General features: G+C 63.7%; 17 protein-coding genes and 1 tRNA gene. 8 read left to right on the forward strand and 10 right to left on the reverse strand.

The window, feature by feature from the left end; all coding sequences use genetic code 11:
* Window position 1 precedes the first annotated feature (1 nt).
* Entirely contained in the window at window positions 2-1,537 is a 1,536-nt protein-coding gene (locus tag WFM45_RS21525) for an MFS transporter (protein ID WP_193843181.1), read from the reverse strand.
* A gap of 140 nt (window positions 1,538-1,677) precedes the next feature.
* Between WFM45_RS21525 and WFM45_RS21530 the strand changes: the two genes are divergently transcribed.
* Together WFM45_RS21530 and WFM45_RS21535 are read left to right on the forward strand one after the other, a co-directional pair.
* Window positions 1,678-2,580, forward strand: a complete 903-nt coding sequence (locus tag WFM45_RS21530) for a LysR family transcriptional regulator (protein ID WP_031299766.1) — start codon at window positions 1,678-1,680, stop codon at window positions 2,578-2,580.
* 199 nt (window positions 2,581-2,779) lie between these two features.
* Entirely contained in the window at window positions 2,780-3,118 is a 339-nt protein-coding gene (locus WFM45_RS21535) for a colicin E1 family microcin immunity protein (RefSeq protein WP_004934067.1), read from the forward strand.
* Between the two features lie 147 nt (window positions 3,119-3,265).
* On the opposite strand, the gene WFM45_RS21540 is transcribed toward WFM45_RS21535, so the two are convergent.
* The 3 genes from WFM45_RS21540 to WFM45_RS21550 form a co-directional block, all read right to left on the reverse strand.
* Window positions 3,266-3,360 (reverse strand) — tRNA-Sec (locus WFM45_RS21540).
* Window positions 3,361-3,457: 97 nt separating this feature from the next.
* Entirely contained in the window at window positions 3,458-4,801 is a 1,344-nt protein-coding gene (locus tag WFM45_RS21545; protein WP_336957224.1) for an esterase-like activity of phytase family protein, read from the reverse strand.
* 75 nt (window positions 4,802-4,876) lie between these two features.
* Window positions 4,877-6,076 carry a cyanate transporter gene (locus WFM45_RS21550; protein ID WP_082997384.1) on the reverse strand — a complete coding sequence of 400 codons (1,200 nt, stop codon included), beginning with the start codon at window positions 6,074-6,076 and terminating at the stop codon, window positions 4,877-4,879.
* 126 nt (window positions 6,077-6,202) lie between these two features.
* Between WFM45_RS21550 and WFM45_RS21555 the strand changes: the two genes are divergently transcribed.
* The 4 genes from WFM45_RS21555 to WFM45_RS21570 all read left to right on the forward strand — a co-directional run bounded on the left by WFM45_RS21555 (window position 6,203) and on the right by WFM45_RS21570 (window position 10,154).
* Window positions 6,203-7,057: a LysR family transcriptional regulator gene (locus WFM45_RS21555; RefSeq protein WP_033631422.1), complete on the forward strand. Its 855-nt coding sequence runs from the start codon at window positions 6,203-6,205 to the stop codon at window positions 7,055-7,057.
* A gap of 130 nt (window positions 7,058-7,187) precedes the next feature.
* Entirely contained in the window at window positions 7,188-8,576 is a 1,389-nt protein-coding gene (locus tag WFM45_RS21560) for an amidohydrolase family protein (RefSeq protein WP_336957225.1), read from the forward strand.
* Between the two features lie 100 nt (window positions 8,577-8,676).
* Entirely contained in the window at window positions 8,677-9,228 is a 552-nt protein-coding gene (locus tag WFM45_RS21565) for an isochorismatase family protein (protein ID WP_004934049.1), read from the forward strand.
* A 2-nt stretch (window positions 9,229-9,230) separates the two neighbouring features.
* A complete protein-coding gene (locus WFM45_RS21570; protein WP_033631420.1) occupies window positions 9,231-10,154 on the forward strand; it encodes a GlxA family transcriptional regulator in 924 nt (307 codons plus the stop codon).
* Here the strand turns inward: WFM45_RS21570 and WFM45_RS21575 are convergent.
* Window positions 10,149-11,141 carry an acyltransferase gene (locus tag WFM45_RS21575; RefSeq protein WP_336957226.1) on the reverse strand — a complete coding sequence of 331 codons (993 nt, stop codon included), beginning with the start codon at window positions 11,139-11,141 and terminating at the stop codon, window positions 10,149-10,151. The genes WFM45_RS21570 and WFM45_RS21575 overlap by 6 nt on opposite strands.
* 217 nt (window positions 11,142-11,358) lie before the next feature.
* Here WFM45_RS21575 and WFM45_RS21580 point away from each other — a divergent pair, with 217 nt between their 5' ends.
* Window positions 11,359-12,606 (forward strand): MFS transporter, encoded by a 1,248-nt coding sequence (locus tag WFM45_RS21580; RefSeq protein ID WP_033633516.1) that lies wholly within the window; start codon window positions 11,359-11,361, stop codon window positions 12,604-12,606.
* A gap of 53 nt (window positions 12,607-12,659) precedes the next feature.
* Here WFM45_RS21580 and WFM45_RS21585 read toward each other — a convergent pair whose 3' ends face one another.
* Complete coding sequence (locus tag WFM45_RS21585) at window positions 12,660-13,286, reverse strand: LysE family translocator (RefSeq protein WP_274851749.1); 627 nt, start codon at window positions 13,284-13,286, stop codon at window positions 12,660-12,662.
* Between the two features lie 121 nt (window positions 13,287-13,407).
* Between WFM45_RS21585 and WFM45_RS21590 the strand changes: the two genes are divergently transcribed.
* The gene (locus tag WFM45_RS21590; protein WP_033631417.1) at window positions 13,408-14,319 is read left to right on the forward strand and encodes a LysR family transcriptional regulator; all 912 of its coding nucleotides are present in this window, start codon (window positions 13,408-13,410) and stop codon (window positions 14,317-14,319) included.
* Between the two features lie 11 nt (window positions 14,320-14,330).
* Here WFM45_RS21590 and WFM45_RS21595 read toward each other — a convergent pair whose 3' ends face one another.
* The 4 genes from WFM45_RS21595 to selA form a co-directional block, all read right to left on the reverse strand.
* Window positions 14,331-14,606 carry a type II toxin-antitoxin system RelE/ParE family toxin gene (locus tag WFM45_RS21595; RefSeq protein ID WP_033631416.1) on the reverse strand — a complete coding sequence of 92 codons (276 nt, stop codon included), beginning with the start codon at window positions 14,604-14,606 and terminating at the stop codon, window positions 14,331-14,333.
* Complete coding sequence (locus WFM45_RS21600) at window positions 14,606-14,866, reverse strand: CopG family ribbon-helix-helix protein (protein WP_033631415.1); 261 nt, start codon at window positions 14,864-14,866, stop codon at window positions 14,606-14,608. The genes WFM45_RS21595 and WFM45_RS21600 overlap by 1 nt, the downstream gene beginning before the upstream one ends.
* Before the next feature lie 82 nt (window positions 14,867-14,948).
* Complete coding sequence (gene selB / locus WFM45_RS21605) at window positions 14,949-16,790, reverse strand: selenocysteine-specific translation elongation factor (protein ID WP_033631414.1); 1,842 nt, start codon at window positions 16,788-16,790, stop codon at window positions 14,949-14,951.
* A complete protein-coding gene (selA, locus tag WFM45_RS21610; RefSeq protein WP_156866345.1) occupies window positions 16,787-18,181 on the reverse strand; it encodes an L-seryl-tRNA(Sec) selenium transferase in 1,395 nt (464 codons plus the stop codon). The genes selB and selA overlap by 4 nt, the downstream gene beginning before the upstream one ends.
* Window positions 18,182-18,225: the final 44 nt, after the last annotated feature.

The following is an 18,225-nucleotide window of genomic DNA, read 5'->3' on the forward strand; positions in this document are numbered from 1 at the left end:
GTCAGGCGGCGACCGAACGCGGCGGATAAATACGGGTCGGCATAACTAAAATCAGCGCGGTCAGTAATAACGCCAGGCCGGCAACCAACAGATAAAGATCGGCGCTGGCCAGCACGTGGCCCTGCCGGGCGGCAAGCTGCGCCAGCTGCTCCGCCGACCCCGATGCGCTGCTGTAGGCCGAGCCGAAACCGTCGGCGATCGTGCCGGCGTGATAATCCCCGCGCTGGCGGCTGAGCAGCGCGATGGCGCCGCCGGCTGCGGTGGCCGCGAAGCCTTTCACCGCGTTGAACCAGGCCGCCGCAAACGGCCCGTCGGTCGGCAACAGCCCACCGGTCGCCTGCATCAGCAACGGGATGATCGCCATCGGTTGAGCGACCGCCTGCAACAGCGCGATGACGCGAAACGTGTCGCCGTTCCATTCCGGCGTCAGTTGAGCCGCCAGCACGCAGGCGGTGGCCATCAACAGCAGGCTGATCGCCAGCACCCAGCGGCAATCCACCCGCGGCGTATTGCAAATTATGGCGACGATCGGCAGCGTAATTAATTGCGGCAACGCAACCCACAGCATTAAGTCGGAGGTTTGTTCCTGACGATAACCTTGAATCGCGGCTAAATATCCCGACGTGATATTAACCAGCGACACCATAATTAACAGCACGCCACCCAGCGTAATTAAGGAGAAAGACAAATTCCTTTTGCTTAATAGCTGTAAATTAAAAAAGGGCAGCGGGTGGTACCATTCGTTAATCAGAAATAACGCCAATAATCCGCCGCCGCCCAATAATAAAACGTAGATCAGCGGCGAATTCAGCCAGTCGAGCCGCTCCCCCTGTGAAATGCCCACCGTCAGCATGCCGAGCGCCATGCCGCCGAGCAGCAGGCCGCGCCAGTTGAACTGCCGCAGGCGCTCCAGCCGCAGCGGATCCTGTGGCAGACCGTAGCCGATGCACAAGGCGGCGATCGCCATCAGCGGCAGGTTCCAGTAGAAATACCCGCTCCAGCCCCAGTGGAAGGCGAAGGCGGCGGCGGTGGCGCCCAGCGTGGCGCTCCAGGCCGAGACCCAGCCGTAGGCGCCCAGCCCCAGCACCTTGATCAGCGGCGGCATAAAACGCAGCACCACCGTCATCAGCATCGGCGGCAACGCGCCGCCGGCGAAGCCCTGCAGGCTGCGCACCGCCAACAGCGTGCCATACTGTTCTCCCAGCCAGGGCGTCAGCAGCCCGCCGGCCAGATAAATGCCACACATCGTCAACGCCACCCGGCGCAGCGAAAAAGTCGGCCAAAAACAGGGCGTGAACCCGGAACCGATCACAAAACCGGTGACGTAACAGGTAGTCAGCCAGCTGCCGGCATCGAAGCTCAGCAGCATGCCGCCCTGTATGTCCGCCAGCGCGAACTTGCTGGCGTTTTCCCCCACGCCGCTGGCCATCACCGCCAAAAACACGCCGAACAGCCCCAGCCAGGTGCGGCCGTTGATTTCACCGGCGCTGGCGAGCCATCGATTTTTGTGGTGCGGCGTAACAGACACCTCAACCATTCCCCACTCCTGCTGTTTCAGCCTCAATCTTTGTTGTCGTGGGCAGTATCCGGACTTATTTCGATTGTTTAAAATGAAATCATGTAATTAACTAATTGCACAAAACGCAATCCACCACACACGTCACGACCGGAGAGGCCATGCCGCAAAAAATTGATTTCAATCTGATCTATGCGCTGAATCTGCTGCTGGAAGAAGGGAGCGTGAGCGGCGCCGCCGAAAAGATGAACCTGAGCGCGCCGGCGATGAGCCGCATTCTGGGGCGCATCCGCCGGCAGTTCGACGATCCGATCATGGTCAGGGCCGGCAAGCATCTGGTGCCGACGCCGCGCGCGCTGGAGTTGAAACGCCAGCTCGGCGAGATCATCGAGCAGGCCGCCGCGCTGATCGCACCGAATGATGCGTTCGAACCCGGCAAGCTGACCCGAACCTTCACCATTCGCGCCAACGACATTTTTATCGGCGCGCTGGCGGGCGGCTTGCTGGAGACGCTGCGGGACATGGCGCCGTTAAGCGGCCTGAAGTTTATCGCTGAAAGCGACGGCGAGGATGACGCGCTGCGCAGCGGCAAGGTGGATCTGGTGATCGGTTCCTCGCGCGACTGGCACCCGGAAATCAAGACGCAGAGCCTGTTCACCAGCACCTTTCAGGCGCTGGTGCGCCCTGGGCACCCAATCATCGGCCGGGTAACGCCCGAAACCCTGACTCATTACCCGCATATCAGCGTCTCCCGCCGTGGGCGCACGCAGGGGCCGATCGACGACGCGCTGCGCGATCTCGGCCTGCAGCGCAACGTCGCCCTGACCCTGCCGGGCTTCCATTCGGCGATGATGCTGACCATGAAATCGGACTTTATCCTGCCGCTGCCGCGCCACGTGCTGCAAGGGGTGAGCAACATCCACCTGCCGTTGGCGGAGATCGAGCTGCCGCTCGAGCTGGAGTCGGTGTTTATCGTGCAGGCCTGGCACCCGCGCCTGGATCGCGATCCGGCGCATCGCTGGCTGCGGCAGACCATCAAGCAGTTCTTTTTGCAGCGGGAGTGAGGGGGTTAGGGGTTGGGGAGAAGAGACGCTCGCGGCAGAACCCAAATACGCCTGCCAGATAAGCCGGTAATATGGCATTTTGCCGAAGCCCTGCGCATACTCAGACGTCTTGGGTAAACCGAGCGGCGCGGGCAATGGCATCGATGTTCCATTTCGCCAAGCACGAAACAGAAAGGAACTCATGCGCAGGGAGGCGAAAATGACCAAAGTGTATTATTGGAAAAGTCAGGCGTGGGGCGTGACTTACTTTTTTATCGCGCTTTATTACATCTATTCTTTCCAGGACATGGTGAATATCGCACTTTCGTTGATCCTCTCCATCCTGAGCTTTTTACTGTATCCCTGTGCTAAAAAAGGCACTGAAACGGCCGCCCTGCAGTTCACGAGTGAAGAATTTTGGCACCGCGGACTGTTCGCCGATACCATAGGCAAAAATGGCGTGCTGATCCTGTATTATGCATTCTGTTATGTCATGGCCCTGCCGCTGGGCGCCCTGTATCTGCTTGCCCTGTTTCTCAGAAATAAAAAGGCCGCGTAAGCGGTTTTTACGTCAACGGCTTACTGCCTCATAGTCCTTCTTCATGAACGTTTCTTCTACCCACGCAAGCTGCACTAACACAAAGCGAAAGAAGCAAACTCACTCTACCGGAGCCGACAATCACAGAGGAGGTTGGGAGATATTGATTGGCGGAAGATCACAGGAGTCGAACCTGCCCAGGACCGCTGGCGGCCCCAACCGGATTTGAAGTCCGGCCGCCCCACCGGGGACGAGGATCTTCCTTGGAGAAGAGGGAAGCAAGGCGCTGATTATAGCGCAGTTCGTTCGCTGCGCTAAGCGGGAAATGGCGGCCGCCGGCGATTCGGCGGCCGGGGAGCGCTACTTCAGGAAATCCTTCACGTCCAGCAGGATGAACTCGTTGTCATCCGCCATATTAGGCTGGCGGCTGGAGGAGAACGGGAAGTTGTTGTCGTTGCCGACGATGATGTGGTTGGCGTCCACCACGTCCACGTTCTCGATGGTGAAGAACGGGAAGGTCAGCACGTCGTCGTTCAGCGGCTTGCGCGCCAGCTTGTTCGGATCCTGAATGTTCATCAGGTCGATATAACCCAGTTTCTCGACCGGTTTACCGACGTTGGCGTCCGAGAAGGCGATTTTATACACCCGCTTGAACTTGGCCAGCTGGCTGAAGCAGTTGTCGGTCGGCGCGCCGGCGGCGCAGGCTTTATCCGGCGTGCCTTCGCCGTTGTCGCGCTCGATCACCAGCCCGTGGGTGGCGTCGATCATGTTGAAGTCGCCGATGGCGTTCTGGTTGTCTTCCAGTACGTACTGCCAGCTGCGGCCGGTCCAGGCCTGCTGTTTGACGTCGAACTCCAGCACCCGCAGGTAGCGTTTGCCGCCGACGTTCTCGAACTGTTCGCCGTCCCACAGCGCCCCTTCCAGCAGCGGGTACAGCTTGCTGCCGTCCGGCGAGGCAGCCATGCCTTCAAAGCCTTTGGAACGCGCCACCTGGAAGTTCTGTTTGCCGTCCGGCGCGCCCGGCAGGGTCAGCGTCGGGTTGTCCGGCGATTTCACTACTTTGCCATCCACCTGGGTGTCGAACACCGCCAGCACTTTGCCGTTCAGGTCGGCCTTGATCAGGTAAGGCCCAAATTCTTCGCCGATCCACAAGGCATCGTCGGCAAACTGGAAGCTTTCCGGATCGAAATCGCTGCCGGTCAGATAGCGCTGCTCGGTGCTCTCGTTGATGATGTGGAACGGCACCTTTTTATCCGGATCGTGCAGGAACACCGTCTTCAGCGGCGCGACCGTGCCGTCTTTGAAATCGATCTTGTAGTGGTTGAGGTACAGCATGGCGTCCGGCGAGTTGGCCTTGCTGCCGAAACCATTGTCGGTCAGCACCCAGTAGGTGCCGTCGGGCATGTGTTTGATGCCGGAGTGGCCCTGCAGCGGCTGGCCGTTGATCGGCAGGCCGATCCCGGTCAGGCGATCGGCGGATTTGCCCGCCACGCTGCCCAGCTCGGTGATGCGTTTGCCGCTGGTGTATTTGCCGCTCTGCTGCAGATCGCTCGGCGCGTCCTTCGGTGTGGCAACGGTGGATTTCACCGGCAGCAGCGCATGCCCGGCCAGCGTCGCCTGCACCGGCTGCGCCTCGGCCCACAGGTTGGCGCTCAGCGCCATGCAGCCGACCAGCAGCGCCAGCCGGGTTTTGATGTTGTGCATGTCATTATCCCTTTTCGTTGTTATCGCCCAGAAGTAAAAGCAACGTCACTATAGGGAGCGGCAATGACAGAAATATTATTCGGCGAACGCCCGTCGGTAGCTGTGCGGGTGGAAGCGCCAGGTAATGGCGATCAGCACCACCACCAGCAGCGCATGGATCTGCCAGTCCAGCTCGAAGCCGCCGCTGTAGTCGCGCAGCAGGCCGGAGAGGTAGGGCGTCACGCCCGCCAGCAGAAACCCGACGCCCTGCATAAAGGCCACCAGCCGCCCGGCCGCCGCCGGCTGGTGCAGGTGATCGAGCGCCAGCACCAGGCACAGCGGGAACGCGCCGCCCAGCCCCAGCCCGGAAAGCAACACCCACAGCCACGGCAACGTCTGCGGCAGATAAATCAGGCCGATAAAGCCGATCAGTTGCATCATCAGCGCCAGCAGCAGCAGCGGCCGCCGGTCATGATTGCGCGCCAGCGCCGGCAGCAGCAGCGCGCCCATCACCTGGCCAAAGGTCATCAGCGCCAGCAGTGAACCGCTGGCCTGCGGCTGCCAGCCCAGCTGCATGTAATACGGCGGCAGCCAGGCGATCAGGCTGGTATAGCCGCCGTTGATCAGGCCGAAATAGGCGCCGAGCAGCCAGGCGCGCCGGTTGCGCAGCAGGCTTGGGCCGCGGTGTTCGCCCGCCGCGCCCAGGCGAGACAGCCCGCGGCTGACCGGCCACCAGGCCAGCAGCGCCACCAGGGCCGGCAACGCCCACCAGGCCAGCGCGCTGTGCCAGTCGCGCCCCGTACTCATCAGCCATGGGGTGATCGCCGCACCCAAACCGCCGCCACCCATCAGCGCCGCCGACCACAGCCCGGCCACCAGCGCCATGCTTTTAAGGAAGTGATGCTTGATGATGCCGGGCATCACCGCCTGGATCACCCCGATGCCGAGCCCGCCCAGCACCGCGCTCATTAACAGTTGCACGCTGCCGGGGGCCAGTTCGCGCCAAAGCGCGCCCAGCCCGATCGCCAGCAGGCTCAACGCCACGGCGCTGCGTTCGCTGAACAGTCGGTTGATGGCGCCGCCCGCCAGCGCCATCAGCCCCATCATCAGCACCGGCAGCGTGGTCAGCAGCGCCGCGCCGCCAAAACTCAGCCCGGTGGCCTGGCGCAACGTCGGCAGCAACGGGCCGATCGAAGTCAACAGCGGCCGCATGTTCAGGCCGATCAACACCAGCGCCAGCAACAGAGGGTTGAGCCAGCGACGTGGAGAAGGCGAATTAACAGAATGATTTAACACGGTATATTCCTGGTACTGCAAAATGAAGAGTGCGGCGTCACAGCGCGATCGCCGCAGCGTTGCGTTACTGTAGGCAACGCCGCTAGTATTGGGAAATTAAATAATAAAATAGCCAACAGTGGGAAAATGAATCGCTACCCGATGTTCAATCCGCAGCTGCTGCTCAGCTTCGTCGCCGTGTGCGACAGCAACAGCTTCACCCGCGCCGCAGAGCGGGTGTTCTTGTCGCAGTCCACCGTCAGCCAGCAGGTGCGCCGGCTGGAAGAGATGCTGGGCAAGCCGCTGTTTGAACGCTCCTCGCATCAGGTGCTGCTGACCGAAGAAGGCGTCAAGCTGTTGAGCTACGCGCGCCGCATTATCGCGCTGAATGAAGAAGCCCATGACGCGCTGACCGGCATCTGGCGCGACGGCGTGCTGCGAATCGGTATGCCGGAAGATTTCGCCGTGCCCACCACCGAGCTGCTGGCGGAATTCAGCCGCGAGCACCCGCACCTGCGGCTGGACGTCGCCAGCGGCCTGAGCGCCGATCTGCACAGCGCCTACGCGCGTGAAGAGCTGGATCTGATCCTGGTGAAGCAGCGCCGCCAGCAACCGCCGCGCGCCGCGCGGCCGGAACCGCTGCTGTGGCTGGACAGCCTGGCCTTCCCGGCCATCGAACAATCGCCGGTGCCACTGGCGGTGTTTCCACTCAGCGGCCTGTACCGCGACGAGCTGTGCCAGGCGCTCGACAACCTCGGCAAACGCTGGCGCATCGGCTACAGCAGCGCCAGCCTGGCGGCGCTGACCGCCGCTTCCGCCGCCGGGCTGGGCGTCACCCTGCTGCCGGCCGGCTGTCGTTTACCCACGCACCGGGTGCTGGGGGCGGCCGAAGGATTGCCGCCGATAGACAGCTTCGAACTGGCGCTCTACTACCGCGACGGCGCCCCCGCCGCCACGCTGGCGCTGGCCCAGCGTCTGACGGTGTTTTGCGGGTTGATATAAACGCCAGCGCACGCCGGTCATTACCAAATCGAATAGTTACCAGTGGCAAATGTCGCTGCCAACCGGCCGGTTCCTCTCCTAAATTGGGGGATGTTTTCACCCACCTCACCTCTGGATTAAGGAACCGAACGTGGAAAACCCTCAACAACCGGGCCGCAGAGCCTTCCTCAGCCAAACCGGCAAACTCACCACCGCCTGCGCGGTGATCGGCCTGACCGGTGGCGTGGCACAGGCCGCGTCTCCTGGCGGCGAGCAGTGTGCGCCAACGCCGATGACCCTGACCGATCGCCACTACTGCCTGAGCGAGGTGCGGCTGGAAGACGGCTTTGAATACGACGGCGACACGGTGATCGGCACCCGCACCGCGCTGTACACGCTTGAGATCAAAGACGGCAAGATCGCCGCCATTCACGCCGCCAACGCTGCGTTGCCCGCCGGCGTGCCCCGCTATCAGGCGCAGGGCCAGCTGCTGCTGCCGGCGTTTCGCGATATGCACATCCACCTGGATAAAACCTTCTACAGCGGCCCGTGGCAGGCGCCGCGCCCGCGCCAGGGCAAAACCATCATGGACATGATCGCGCTGGAGCAGACGCTGATCCCGAAACTGCTGCCCACCTCGCAGCAGCGGGCGGAAAATCTGATCGCCCTGCTGCAATCCAAAGGCAGCACCGTGGCGCGCAGCCACTGCAATATCGATCCGGTCAGCGGCCTGAAAAGCCTGGAGCACCTGCAGCGCGCGCTGGAAAACCACCAGGCGGACTTCAGCTGTGAAATCGTCGCCTTCCCGCAGCACGGCCTGCTGCACTCCAGGGTCGATGCGCTGATGCGCGAAGCGATGCAGATGGGCGTGCAGTACGTCGGCGGGCTGGATCCGACCAACGTCGACGGCGCGATGGAGAAATCGCTGGACGCCATGTTCCAGATCGCCCTCGATACCGGCAAAGGCGTGGATATCCACCTGCATGAAACCAGCCCGGCCGGGGTCGCCGCCATCAACTACATGATCGCCACCGTGGAGAAAAACCCGGCGCTGCGCGGCAAGGTCACCATCAGCCACGCTTTCGCCCTGACCACGCTGACGCCGGGCGAACTGGCGGAAACCGCCACCCGGCTGGCGGCGCAGCAGATCACCATCGCCTCCACGGTGCCGATCGGCAGCCTGATGATGCCGCTGCCGCAGCTCAGCGAGAAAGGGGTGTTCGTGATGACCGGCACCGACAGCGTGATCGACCACTGGTCGCCGTTCGGCACCGGCGACATCCTGGAGAAGGCCAACCTGTACGCCCAGCTGTACCGCGGCTCCGACGAGTATCACCTGTCGCGCGCCATGGCCATCTCCACCGGCGGCGTGCTGCCGCTGGACGATAAGGGCCAGCGCGCCTGGCCGAAAGCCGGCGATGCCGCCGAGTTCGTGCTGGTCAACGCCAGCTGTTCCGCCGAGGCGGTCGCCCGCCTGCCGGCGCGCAGCGCCACCTTCCATCAGGGGCGCCTGGTGGCTGGCCAGGTGAGCAAAGCCTAAGGTCGGTCCGCTGTTGTCATCATGATGGCCGTTTTTGGCCTTCTGCCAGAGTAATGAGCGGCGCAATATGGTCGCTACACACACTGGCGGAGGGCCGAAAATGTCACAGAGCGCGTTATTGATCATCGATGTCCAGCAATCATTCCAGCACCGTCCATTCTGGCAGGAGGACGATCTGCCGGCGTTTCAACAGGCGCTGACCCGTCTGATCGCGGGCTGTCAGCAACGCGGCGCGGCGCTGGTCGACGTGCTGCACGTCTCGCCGCAGGGGCCGTTCTCGCTGGCTTCGGGCCACGTGCAGCGCCTGCCATTCCTCACCCACCAAGCGGATATCACCGTGCATAAGCATGTACACAATGCGCTGACCGAATCCGGCCTCGACGCCTGGCTGCGCGAGCGGGATATCAACCACCTGATCATCTCCGGCATCCGCACCGAACAGTGCTGTGAAACCACCACCCGGGTGGCGTCCGATCTCGGTTATCGGGTGACCTTCGTCACCGAGGCGACGCTGACCTTCCCGATGCGCCATCCCGACGGTGAAGTCTTTACCCCCGCGCAGCTGAAGCGGCATACTGAAACCGTACTGGTCGATCGTTTCGCCCGCATCGCCAGCGTGGATGAGGCGCTGGCGCAACTCGCACAGGAGTAACCATGCCGCAGGCCGTCTATTTTCTGCTGTTGCCCAACGTGCTGTCGCTCGACGTCAGCGGCCCGGCGGAAACCCTGCGCCTCGCCGGGTCGTTCAGCCTGCGTTACCTCAGCCCGGCGCCGCAGCTCGTCTGCTCCATCGGCATGACGCTGAGCGGCCTGCAGCCGTTGCCCGAACGCCTGGAAGACGGCGCCATCCTGGTGTTGCCAGGCGTCGGCGATTCGCAGCGCTATTTCGCCGGTGAAGAGGCCGAGCAGGCCCGCCGCTGGCTGGCGACGCTGCGGCCCGATCTGCAGCGGCAGCGCATCACCCTGGTGTGCATCTGCTCCGGCGCGCTGCTGGCGGCGCAGGCCGGGCTGCTCGACGGCTATCAGTGCACCACCCACCACGACGTCATCGAACGTATCCGCCTGCAGGCGCCGGCGGCGCAGGTGAAAGAGAACCGCATCTTCGTCGAAGACCGCGGCGTCTATACCAGCGCGGGCATCACCACCGGCATCGATTTGGCACTGCACCTGGTCCACCGCCACTGCGGCTCCGGCCGGGCGCGCGACGTCGCACGCGACATGGTGGTTTATTTCCGCCGCGCCGGCGACGATCCGCAGCTGTCGCCCTGGCTGCGTTACCGCAACCACCTGCACCCGGCGGTGCACCGCGCGCAGGACGTGATGGCCGCCGAGCCGGAAGCCGACTGGTCGGTGCCGCAGGTGGCGGAGAAGGCGCACGTCAGCAGCCGCCATCTGGCGCGGCTGTTTCGCAGCCACGTCGGCATCAGCGTGCGGGAATATCATGAACAGCTGCGGTTGGCGGTGGCGCAACAGCGCCTGCAGCAAGGGTATGGGTTGGAGAAGGCCGCGCTGGCGGCCGGTTTTTCTTCCGGGCGGCAGCTGCGCCGCGCCCAGCAGCGCCAGCGCTCGCCGCTATGACACCAGCCGGCGGGTATCCAGCCGCTGCAGGCCGACAGACAGCAGCAGGCTGCCCCCCAGCGCCACGCCGAACACCCAGAAGATATCCAGCAGCGGGTGGCCGGTGAAATCCAAGTGCCGGCTGCGCATCACGTTAACGATAAGGGCGTGAAAACCGTAAATCGCCAGCGAATGGCGGGAAAATACGCTCAGCCAGCCGATCGGCTGCGGCAAACAGTGTTTCACCCACACCAACAGCGCCACCGCCGCCATAAACACCAGCGGGCCGCTGTAGATGTAGTAGGTATCGGCGAAGTTGCCGTTGACGAACAGCTGATGCTTGGTGCCGCGCGCGATCAGCGCCACGCACAGCGCAAATCCTAGCGCCGCCAACCAGCCCACGGCGCGCCCGCGCGCCTCCATCATGCCAATCGCCCGCCCGGCCAACGCATACAGCAGGTAGTAGAAGGTATCGCCGTAGATATACAGGTTAACCGGCAGCAGGTGCGCGTTGCCGAAGGCCAGCTTGTCGGTATTCGGGTTGGCGAGCGCCGCCAACACCACCAGCGCGACGGCCAGGTAACGGCGCGACACCGGCTTGACGCTGATCAGCGGCGACAGCAGGTAAATCACTGCGATGGCGTAGAAAAACCACAGGTGGTAAAACACCGGCTTTTGCAGGATGCCGCGCAGCGACGGCCAGAAACCGATCTTGGTAAAGGCCGCGATATAGATCAGCGCGATGGCGCTGTAGAACAGAATGCAGCAGGCGATGCGGGTGAAATGCCGCCGGCCGGCGCTCTTTTCGCCGAAGAACAGGTAGCCGGAAATCATGAAGAACAGCGGCACCGATACGCGCGACAGTGAGTTCAGCACGTTGGCGATGTCCCAGTTGTGCAACCCTATCGCCGCGCCGTTGGTGACGTAATAGGTGGTGGCGTGGATCATCACCACCATCATGCACGCCATCGCCCGCAGGTTGTCTATCCAGCCGATTTTCTCGCTCAAACGCTCGCCCGATCTTGTGTCATATTGATATGTTAAGAAGAGGTTATCGGGCACGGCGTTCGGCGACAACCCAAAAGCGAAATATCAGAATGCACTTAAACAACACCTTATGATTGCGAAGGTGAACAATTGGCGGCAAAATAGCCGCCACAACTCGCTCAGTTTGCGCTTCCCGCCCTGGCAGTTCCTTTTTCTCTTTTACTATCAGTACAATAATATGAAAACGACATTACCACCTGCGGCACGTTTGGGCCGACAGGCGCTTTTATTCCCTCTTTGTCTGGTGCTGTTCGAGTTCGCCACCTATATCGGCAACGATATGATTCAGCCGGGCATGCTGGCCGTCGTGGCGGATTTCAACGCCGGCGAAGAGTGGGTGCCCACCTCGATGACCGCCTATCTGGCCGGCGGCATTTTCCTGCAGTGGCTGCTCGGGCCGCTGTCGGATCGTCGCGGCCGTCGCCCGGTGATGCTGGCCGGGGTGGCGTTCTTCATCGTCTCCTGCCTGGCGATCCTGCTGGTCACCACCATCGAGCAGTTTATCGCCATGCGTTTCCTGCAGGGCATCGGCCTGTGCTTTATCGGCGCGGTCGGCTACGCCACCATCCAGGAGTCGTTCGAGGAGGCGGTGTGCATCAAAATCACCGCCCTGATGGCTAACGTGGCGCTGATCGCCCCGCTGCTCGGGCCTCTGGCCGGCGCGGCGCTGATCCACGTCGCGCCGTGGCAGAGCATGTTTGTGCTGTTTGCGGCGCTGGCGGCCATCGCCTTCTACGGCCTGTGGAAAGCGATGCCGGAAACCGCCACGCTGCAGGGCGAGGCGTTTTCCGCCGCCAACCTGTGGCGCGACTACCGCCAGGTGCTGGGCAACCGCCGCTTCCTGTGCGGCGCCCTGGCGATCGGTTTCGCCAGCCTGCCGCTGCTGGCCTGGATCGCCCAGTCGCCGGTGATCCTGATCAGCGGCGAGTCGCTGTCGACGCTGGACTACGGCCTGCTGCAGATCCCGGTGTTCGGCGCGCTGATCCTCGGCAACCTGACGCTGGCACGCCTGACCGGCAAAAACAGCGTGGAGCGCCTGATCAAGCTGGGCGCAGGCCCGATGCTGCTGGGGCTGCTGATCGCCGCGCTGGCGACCCAGTTCTCCAGCCACGCCTACCTGTGGATGACCGCCGGCCTGAGTCTGTACGCCTTCGGCATTGGCCTGGCCAACGCCGGGCTGTACCGCCTGACGCTGTTCTCCAGCAACGTCAGCAAGGGCACAGTGTCGGCCACTATGGGCATGCTGAGCATGATGGTGTTCACCGTCGGCATCGAGCTGGCCAAGGTCGCCTACGTCTGGGGCGGCAGCGGGCTGTTCAACCTGTTCAACCTCATCAGCGGCCTGTGCTGGCTGACGCTGGTGGCGCTGTTCCTCGCCAAACGCCGCAACGGCGACCCCACGCCGCAGCCGAACGGCGCGGCGTAAACGCGACGATAAAACGCCGGTCCGGTTTCCCGACCGGCGTTTTTTATGCGGCTTCAGCCGAGCAGCCCCCACAGCGCATACCCCGTTCCCACCACCGCCCCCCCCAACAGCAGCAACGCCGACAGGACAGAGATCGCCCGCCGCGCGCGCTGCAGCGCCGTTCCCGACAGCAGGGTGATATAGGTCAGCAAAATGGCGAAGTCCGCCAGCACCCACAGCGCGGTCAGCAGCGTCAGGCTGGCGCCGATCGAGGGGGTGACGGCGATGAACTGCGGGAAAAAGGCGACGAAGAAGATAATGTCTTTGGGGTTGGCGATGCCCACCAGAAAACCGTTCAGGATCGCCGAGCGTTTTTGCGGCGGCGCAACGGGCTGCACATCGGGGGCTCGCGCGGATAAATCCTCATACAGCGAGACGATCGCCATGCGGCCGATAAACAGGCAACCCAGCAGGCCTATCCACTGCAGCAAGCGCATATCCACGGCGAACAGCCCGGTGATAATCAGCGCGGCGACGCCGATCAGCAACAAGGAGGCTCCGTTGCTGCCCAGCGCGGTCAACAGCGCGCGCCGGGCGCCAAAGCGCGCCGCGGTGTTGGCCACCATCGCCACCACCGGCCCCGGCGCGGCGATCAGCAACAAAATGGCGGCGAAATACGCCGCCAGCAACGACAGGTTCATCTTTATTTCACTCACATTCAGTCAGTTGGCGTCGCGCCATTATCATGCCGCCGCCCCCGCCTTGAAAAAGGAGTAATCCTGTCGTTTACTGTGAATCAGACTCATTATTAGAGACGCCGCGATGGCCAGTTCCCTTCCGCCGCTTTACGCCCTGCGCGCCTTCGAAAGCGCCGCCCGCACCGGCTCGTTCACGCTGGCCGCCGAGGAGCTGCATCTCACCCCGAGCGCCGTCAGCAAGCACATCAAAACGCTGGAGCAGCACTTCGGCTGCCGGCTGTTCCAGCGCAACGGCCCGCGTATCGAGGTCACGCCGCAGGGGAAAATCTTCGCCGCCGAGCTGCAGCAAGGGTTTGGCCGCATCGAGCAAGCCTGTGAGCTGTTCAGAAGCCACCGCGATCTGCTGCGGCTGAAGGCGCCCTCCACCCTGACCCTGCGCTGGCTGCTGGACTGCCTGAGCCGGTTCCGGCAAACGGCGCAGGCGTTCGAGGTGCAGGCAGCCAGCGTCTGGATGGACATCGACAGCGTGGATTTTTTCAGCGAACCCTACGACTGCGCCATCCTGCTCGGCAACGGCCATTTTGGCGCCAATACCGCCGCCGCCAAGCTGTTCGACGAATGGCTGATCCCGATTTGCGCCCCCGCGCTGCTCGCCGACGGCCAGCGGGATCTCGCCGCCTGCCCGCTGATCCACCCTTCGCCCGATCGGCGCGACTGGCGGCGCTGGCTGCAGAAAAGCGGCATCGCGACCCCGATCGATCTCATGCGCGGCCAGGTATTTGATTCGCTGGAACAGGGCAACGCGGCGGCCATCGCCGGGCACGGCGTCTCGATCGGCGATCTGGCGCTGAGCCTGCGGACGATTGAGGAGGGATTATTGGTGTTGCCTTGTGACGTCGCCGTGCGCACCGGCGACGGTTACTATCTGGTTTGGCCGGAAGAATCGGCAAAACGGCCGCTGATCGAACGTTTACAGGCGTTTCTCACCGCCCAAACGCCCGACGTCAGCCGGGCCGCCGTCAGGTTTATCGGGTAGGGGAATTCGGCCTATCGCTCTTCGCGGGTATGCCAAATACGCAGAACATAAATCGCTGCCGGCTGTACCTGATAACGTATCTCATAGCGGCCGACCAGAATACGCCTCACTTCCTGCGGTAAAAACTCGTCCAATCTTTCACCCAGGCGGGGATTATCGAGCAACGCTTTAGGCGCGGCGACCAAGGCCTTCACCGAATTCGCTGCCGCAGTGCGGTTAGCCAAGGCAAGAAACTCAAACAAACGCGCCAAATCCGATAGCGCCTTACTCGTCCATTTTAATTCCATCAGCGCGGTACCGGCAGCGGCTCGTCACTGTCCAGGCTGGCCGCCCAGGCTTCTACCGACTCATGATCGATAACGTTTTGCTGTTCGACATCGGCCAGCGCCGCCAGCGTTAATCGACGGCGCTCTTCCTCTTGCTCGAGCCAGGCGGTGAGGGCTTGCTTCACTATCCATCCCCGCGAGCGTTCAAGTTTGGCGGCCATTTCATCCACCTTTTCAGCCAAAGGCAGCGGGACATGAGCGGTGATGACTTTCGTATTCATCGTCTTGCTCCTCAGTACAATCAACATCAATCAAAGTGATTAAAGCTGATTATACCGCCATTGGAGAACAAAAAACATGCAATCAGTTGCCGAACAACCCGCCGTCGCGCAGCAGATGCTCGTTGCCCTTGCGGCGGGTAAAGCCGCTGCGATCGAAGAACTCCAGCACCTGGATCGCCAGCTTGCGCCCGACGCCGAGCCGATCGCGGAAATCGGCGGCGTTGGCGCCCCCGCGCTCCGCATCCAGCTCGCGGATCAGCGCCGCGAACTGATCGATGCGTCGGCTGAGGTAGTAGCGATCCACCACCACCGCCGTCACATGGCCCAGCTGAGCCGCCTTGCGCAACAGCGCGCGCACCCGGCTCTCCTCTTCGCCCAGCTCGCTCGCCAGATCGCGCACCCACCACGGCTCGTCGCCGAACAGCGGTTCGATGCGCGCCCACAGCGGCGCCTCTTCGGCGCTGAACGCCAGGCCGTGTTCCGGCAGGTGCAGCCAGCCGCGCGTATTGCGCAGCGCGCCGGCCCGCAGCAGCCGATCGATCATCATAAACACCAGCGTTTCCGGCTGCTGAGGCAGGGCCATGCGCCGCAGGCGGGCGCGCCCTAAGCCCAGCTGATCGGCGTGCTGTTGGTGGTACTCCGCCAGCACCTGCAGCAGGCGGCTTTCCGCCTGTTGCACCTGATCCTGCGCCAGCGCCCGGTCACCGACGATCAGCAGATCGCGGTTCGCCAGCAGCTCGTCCAGGCCATCGTCCGTCAATTGACGCGCCCAAGCGAACGCTGCCAGTGACAGCGCGCCGTGCGGCAATTCAAGCGCCAGCGCCTGCGCATCGTCTTGCGCCAGCGCCAGGGCTTGCAGCCATGCCAGATAGTCCGGCTGACGCTTGCCGCGCTTGGGCGCATTCAGCCTGAGCACCCGAGCCGCGCCCAGCGTTTGCCGCGCGCCGATATCGCGCAGCACCAGCCGATCGTTCTGCGCCAACCACAGCGGACGATCGAGGATCAGTTCCGCCAGCCCGTCGTTCAGCAACGAGATGCGCCCGGTGATGTGGCTGGCGGCATGGTGCAGATGCAGCGGCTGCCAATGGCGGATCGGCCGATCCGTCTCCAGCGCCACCAGAATGCGTTCCGCCGCTTCGTGCGGACGCTGCGCCAGCAGCCAATCGCCGCGCGCGACCCGCTCTTTATCGACATCGCCGCTGATGTTAAGCGCAATGCGCTGCCCGGCCTGCGCATGTTCCACGGTCTGATTCTGGGCATGCAGGCCGCGCACCCGCACCGGCGCGTCGGCGCCGGTCAGCCACAGCGTATCCCCCACCTTCACCCGGCCGCCGAGCGCGGTGCCGGTCACCACCAGCCCCGCCCCTTTGACGCTGAACGCGCGGTCTACCGCCAGGCGAAAACGGCGCGTCAGCGCATGTTCAGCGGGCGACAACGCCAGCAAATGCGCGCGCAGCGCCTCGATGCCCTCGCCCGCCGCCGCCGCGGTCACGAACAGCGGCGCATCGGGCCACCCCTGGCTCGCCAGCTCGTCGCGCACCTGACCGCGCACCTCATCGACACGCGCCGCCTCCACCCGGTCGGCCTTGGTCAGCGCCACCGTCAGCGCCGGGCGCCCGCTCAGGCGCAGGATCGCCAGATGCTCGCGGGTTTGCGCCATCACGCCGTCGTCGCAGGCCACCACCAGCAACGCATGGTCGATGCCGCCGACGCCCGCCAGCATGTTGGCGAGGAATTTCTCGTGGCCGGGCACGTCGATAAAGCCCAGCACCCGGCCGTCCGGCTGCGGCCAGTAGGCGTAACCCAGATCGATGGTCATGCCGCGGCGCTTTTCTTCCGGCAGGCGATCCGCGTTGATCCCGGAGATCGCCTGCAGCAGGGTGGTTTTGCCATGATCGACATGGCCGGCGGTGGCGATGATCATGATGCGCTCAGCGCTGCGATCAGCGCCCCTTCCTGTTCCAGACAGCGCAGATCAAGCCACAGCCGGCCGTCGCCGAGGCGGCCGATCACCGGCTGCGGCAGACGGCGCCAGCGTTCGGCCAGCGCTTCCAGCGTGGCGCCGCGGCCGTCGCGCGGCGTGAAGGTCAGGGCATAGCTGGGCAGGCGATCCACCGGCAGCGAACCGCTGCCTATCTGCGACCAGCAGGGTTCGGCGCGCAGGTCGAAATCGGTGGTGAACCGCGGCGTCAGCGCCGCCAGCAGCCGCTCGGCCGCCTGTTGCATCTCCTGCTGCGGGCGGGTCAGCAGCCGCAGCGTCGGCAGCTGCTCAGCCAGTTTTTCCGGCTGCAAATAAAGCCGCAGCGTGGCCTCCAGGGCCGCCAGCGTCAGCTTGCCGACGCGCAGCGCGCGCTTGAGCGGATGCTGCTGCAGGCGCGCGATCAGCGCCTTTTTGCCGACGATGATGCCAGCCTGCGGGCCGCCCAGCAGCTTATCGCCGGAGAACGTCACCAGATCGACGCCGGCGGCCAGCAGCCGCTGCGGCATCGGCTCGGCGGGCAGGCCGTACTGCGCCATATCGATCAGCGAGCCGCTGCCCAGATCGGTGGCGGTCGGCACGCCCTGTTCGGCCCCGAGCTGCGCCAGTTCGGCCTCGTCGACCGCCGCGGTAAAGCCCTGAATGCTGTAGTTGCTGGTGTGCACTTTCATTAACAAACCAGTCTGCTCGTTGATGGCCTGGCGGTAATCCTTCAGATGGGTGCGGTTGGTGGTGCCGACCTCGACCAATTGACAGCCGGCCTGGCGCATCACGTCGGGAATGCGGAACGCGCCGCCGATTTCCACCAGCTCGCCGCGCGACACCACCACCTCTTTGCCGGGGGAGATCGCCGCCAGCATCAGCAGCACCGCCGCCGCGTTGTTATTGACGATGCAGGCGTCTTCCGCGCCGGTCAGCCGGCACAGCAGATCCGCCACCGCCCGATCGCGATGGCCACGCCCGGCGCCGTCCAGATCGTACTCCAGCGTCACCGCCTCCCCCATCACCGCGTTCACCGCATCCTTCACCGGCTGCGCCAGCAGGGCGCGCCCGAGGTTGGTGTGCAGCACGGTGCCGCTGAGGTTGAACACCGGCAGCAAAGCCGGGCGTTGCTGCCGGGCCAGCTCGGCCCGCAGCGCCTGCGGCCAGTCGCCGCACCAGGCGGGTAAACGTTGCTGTTGCCTGATAGCGGCGCGCGCCTCGGCCTGCAGCCGGCGCAGCAGTTCGCCGATCAGCGTCTGGCCATGCTGCGCCACCAGCGGTTCAATCGCGGGTTCACGCAGCAGGCGGTCGATGGCGGGCAGTTGGCTGTAAAGAAGGTGGGATTCAGTGCTCATGGTCGCTCGGTTTTCAGTTTAAACGTATCGGCATAGCAAAACCC

Origin of the sequence: Serratia sp. KG1D (genome assembly GCF_037150675.1) — a bacterium.
Lineage (GTDB): Bacteria > Pseudomonadota > Gammaproteobacteria > Enterobacterales > Enterobacteriaceae > Serratia > Serratia nematodiphila.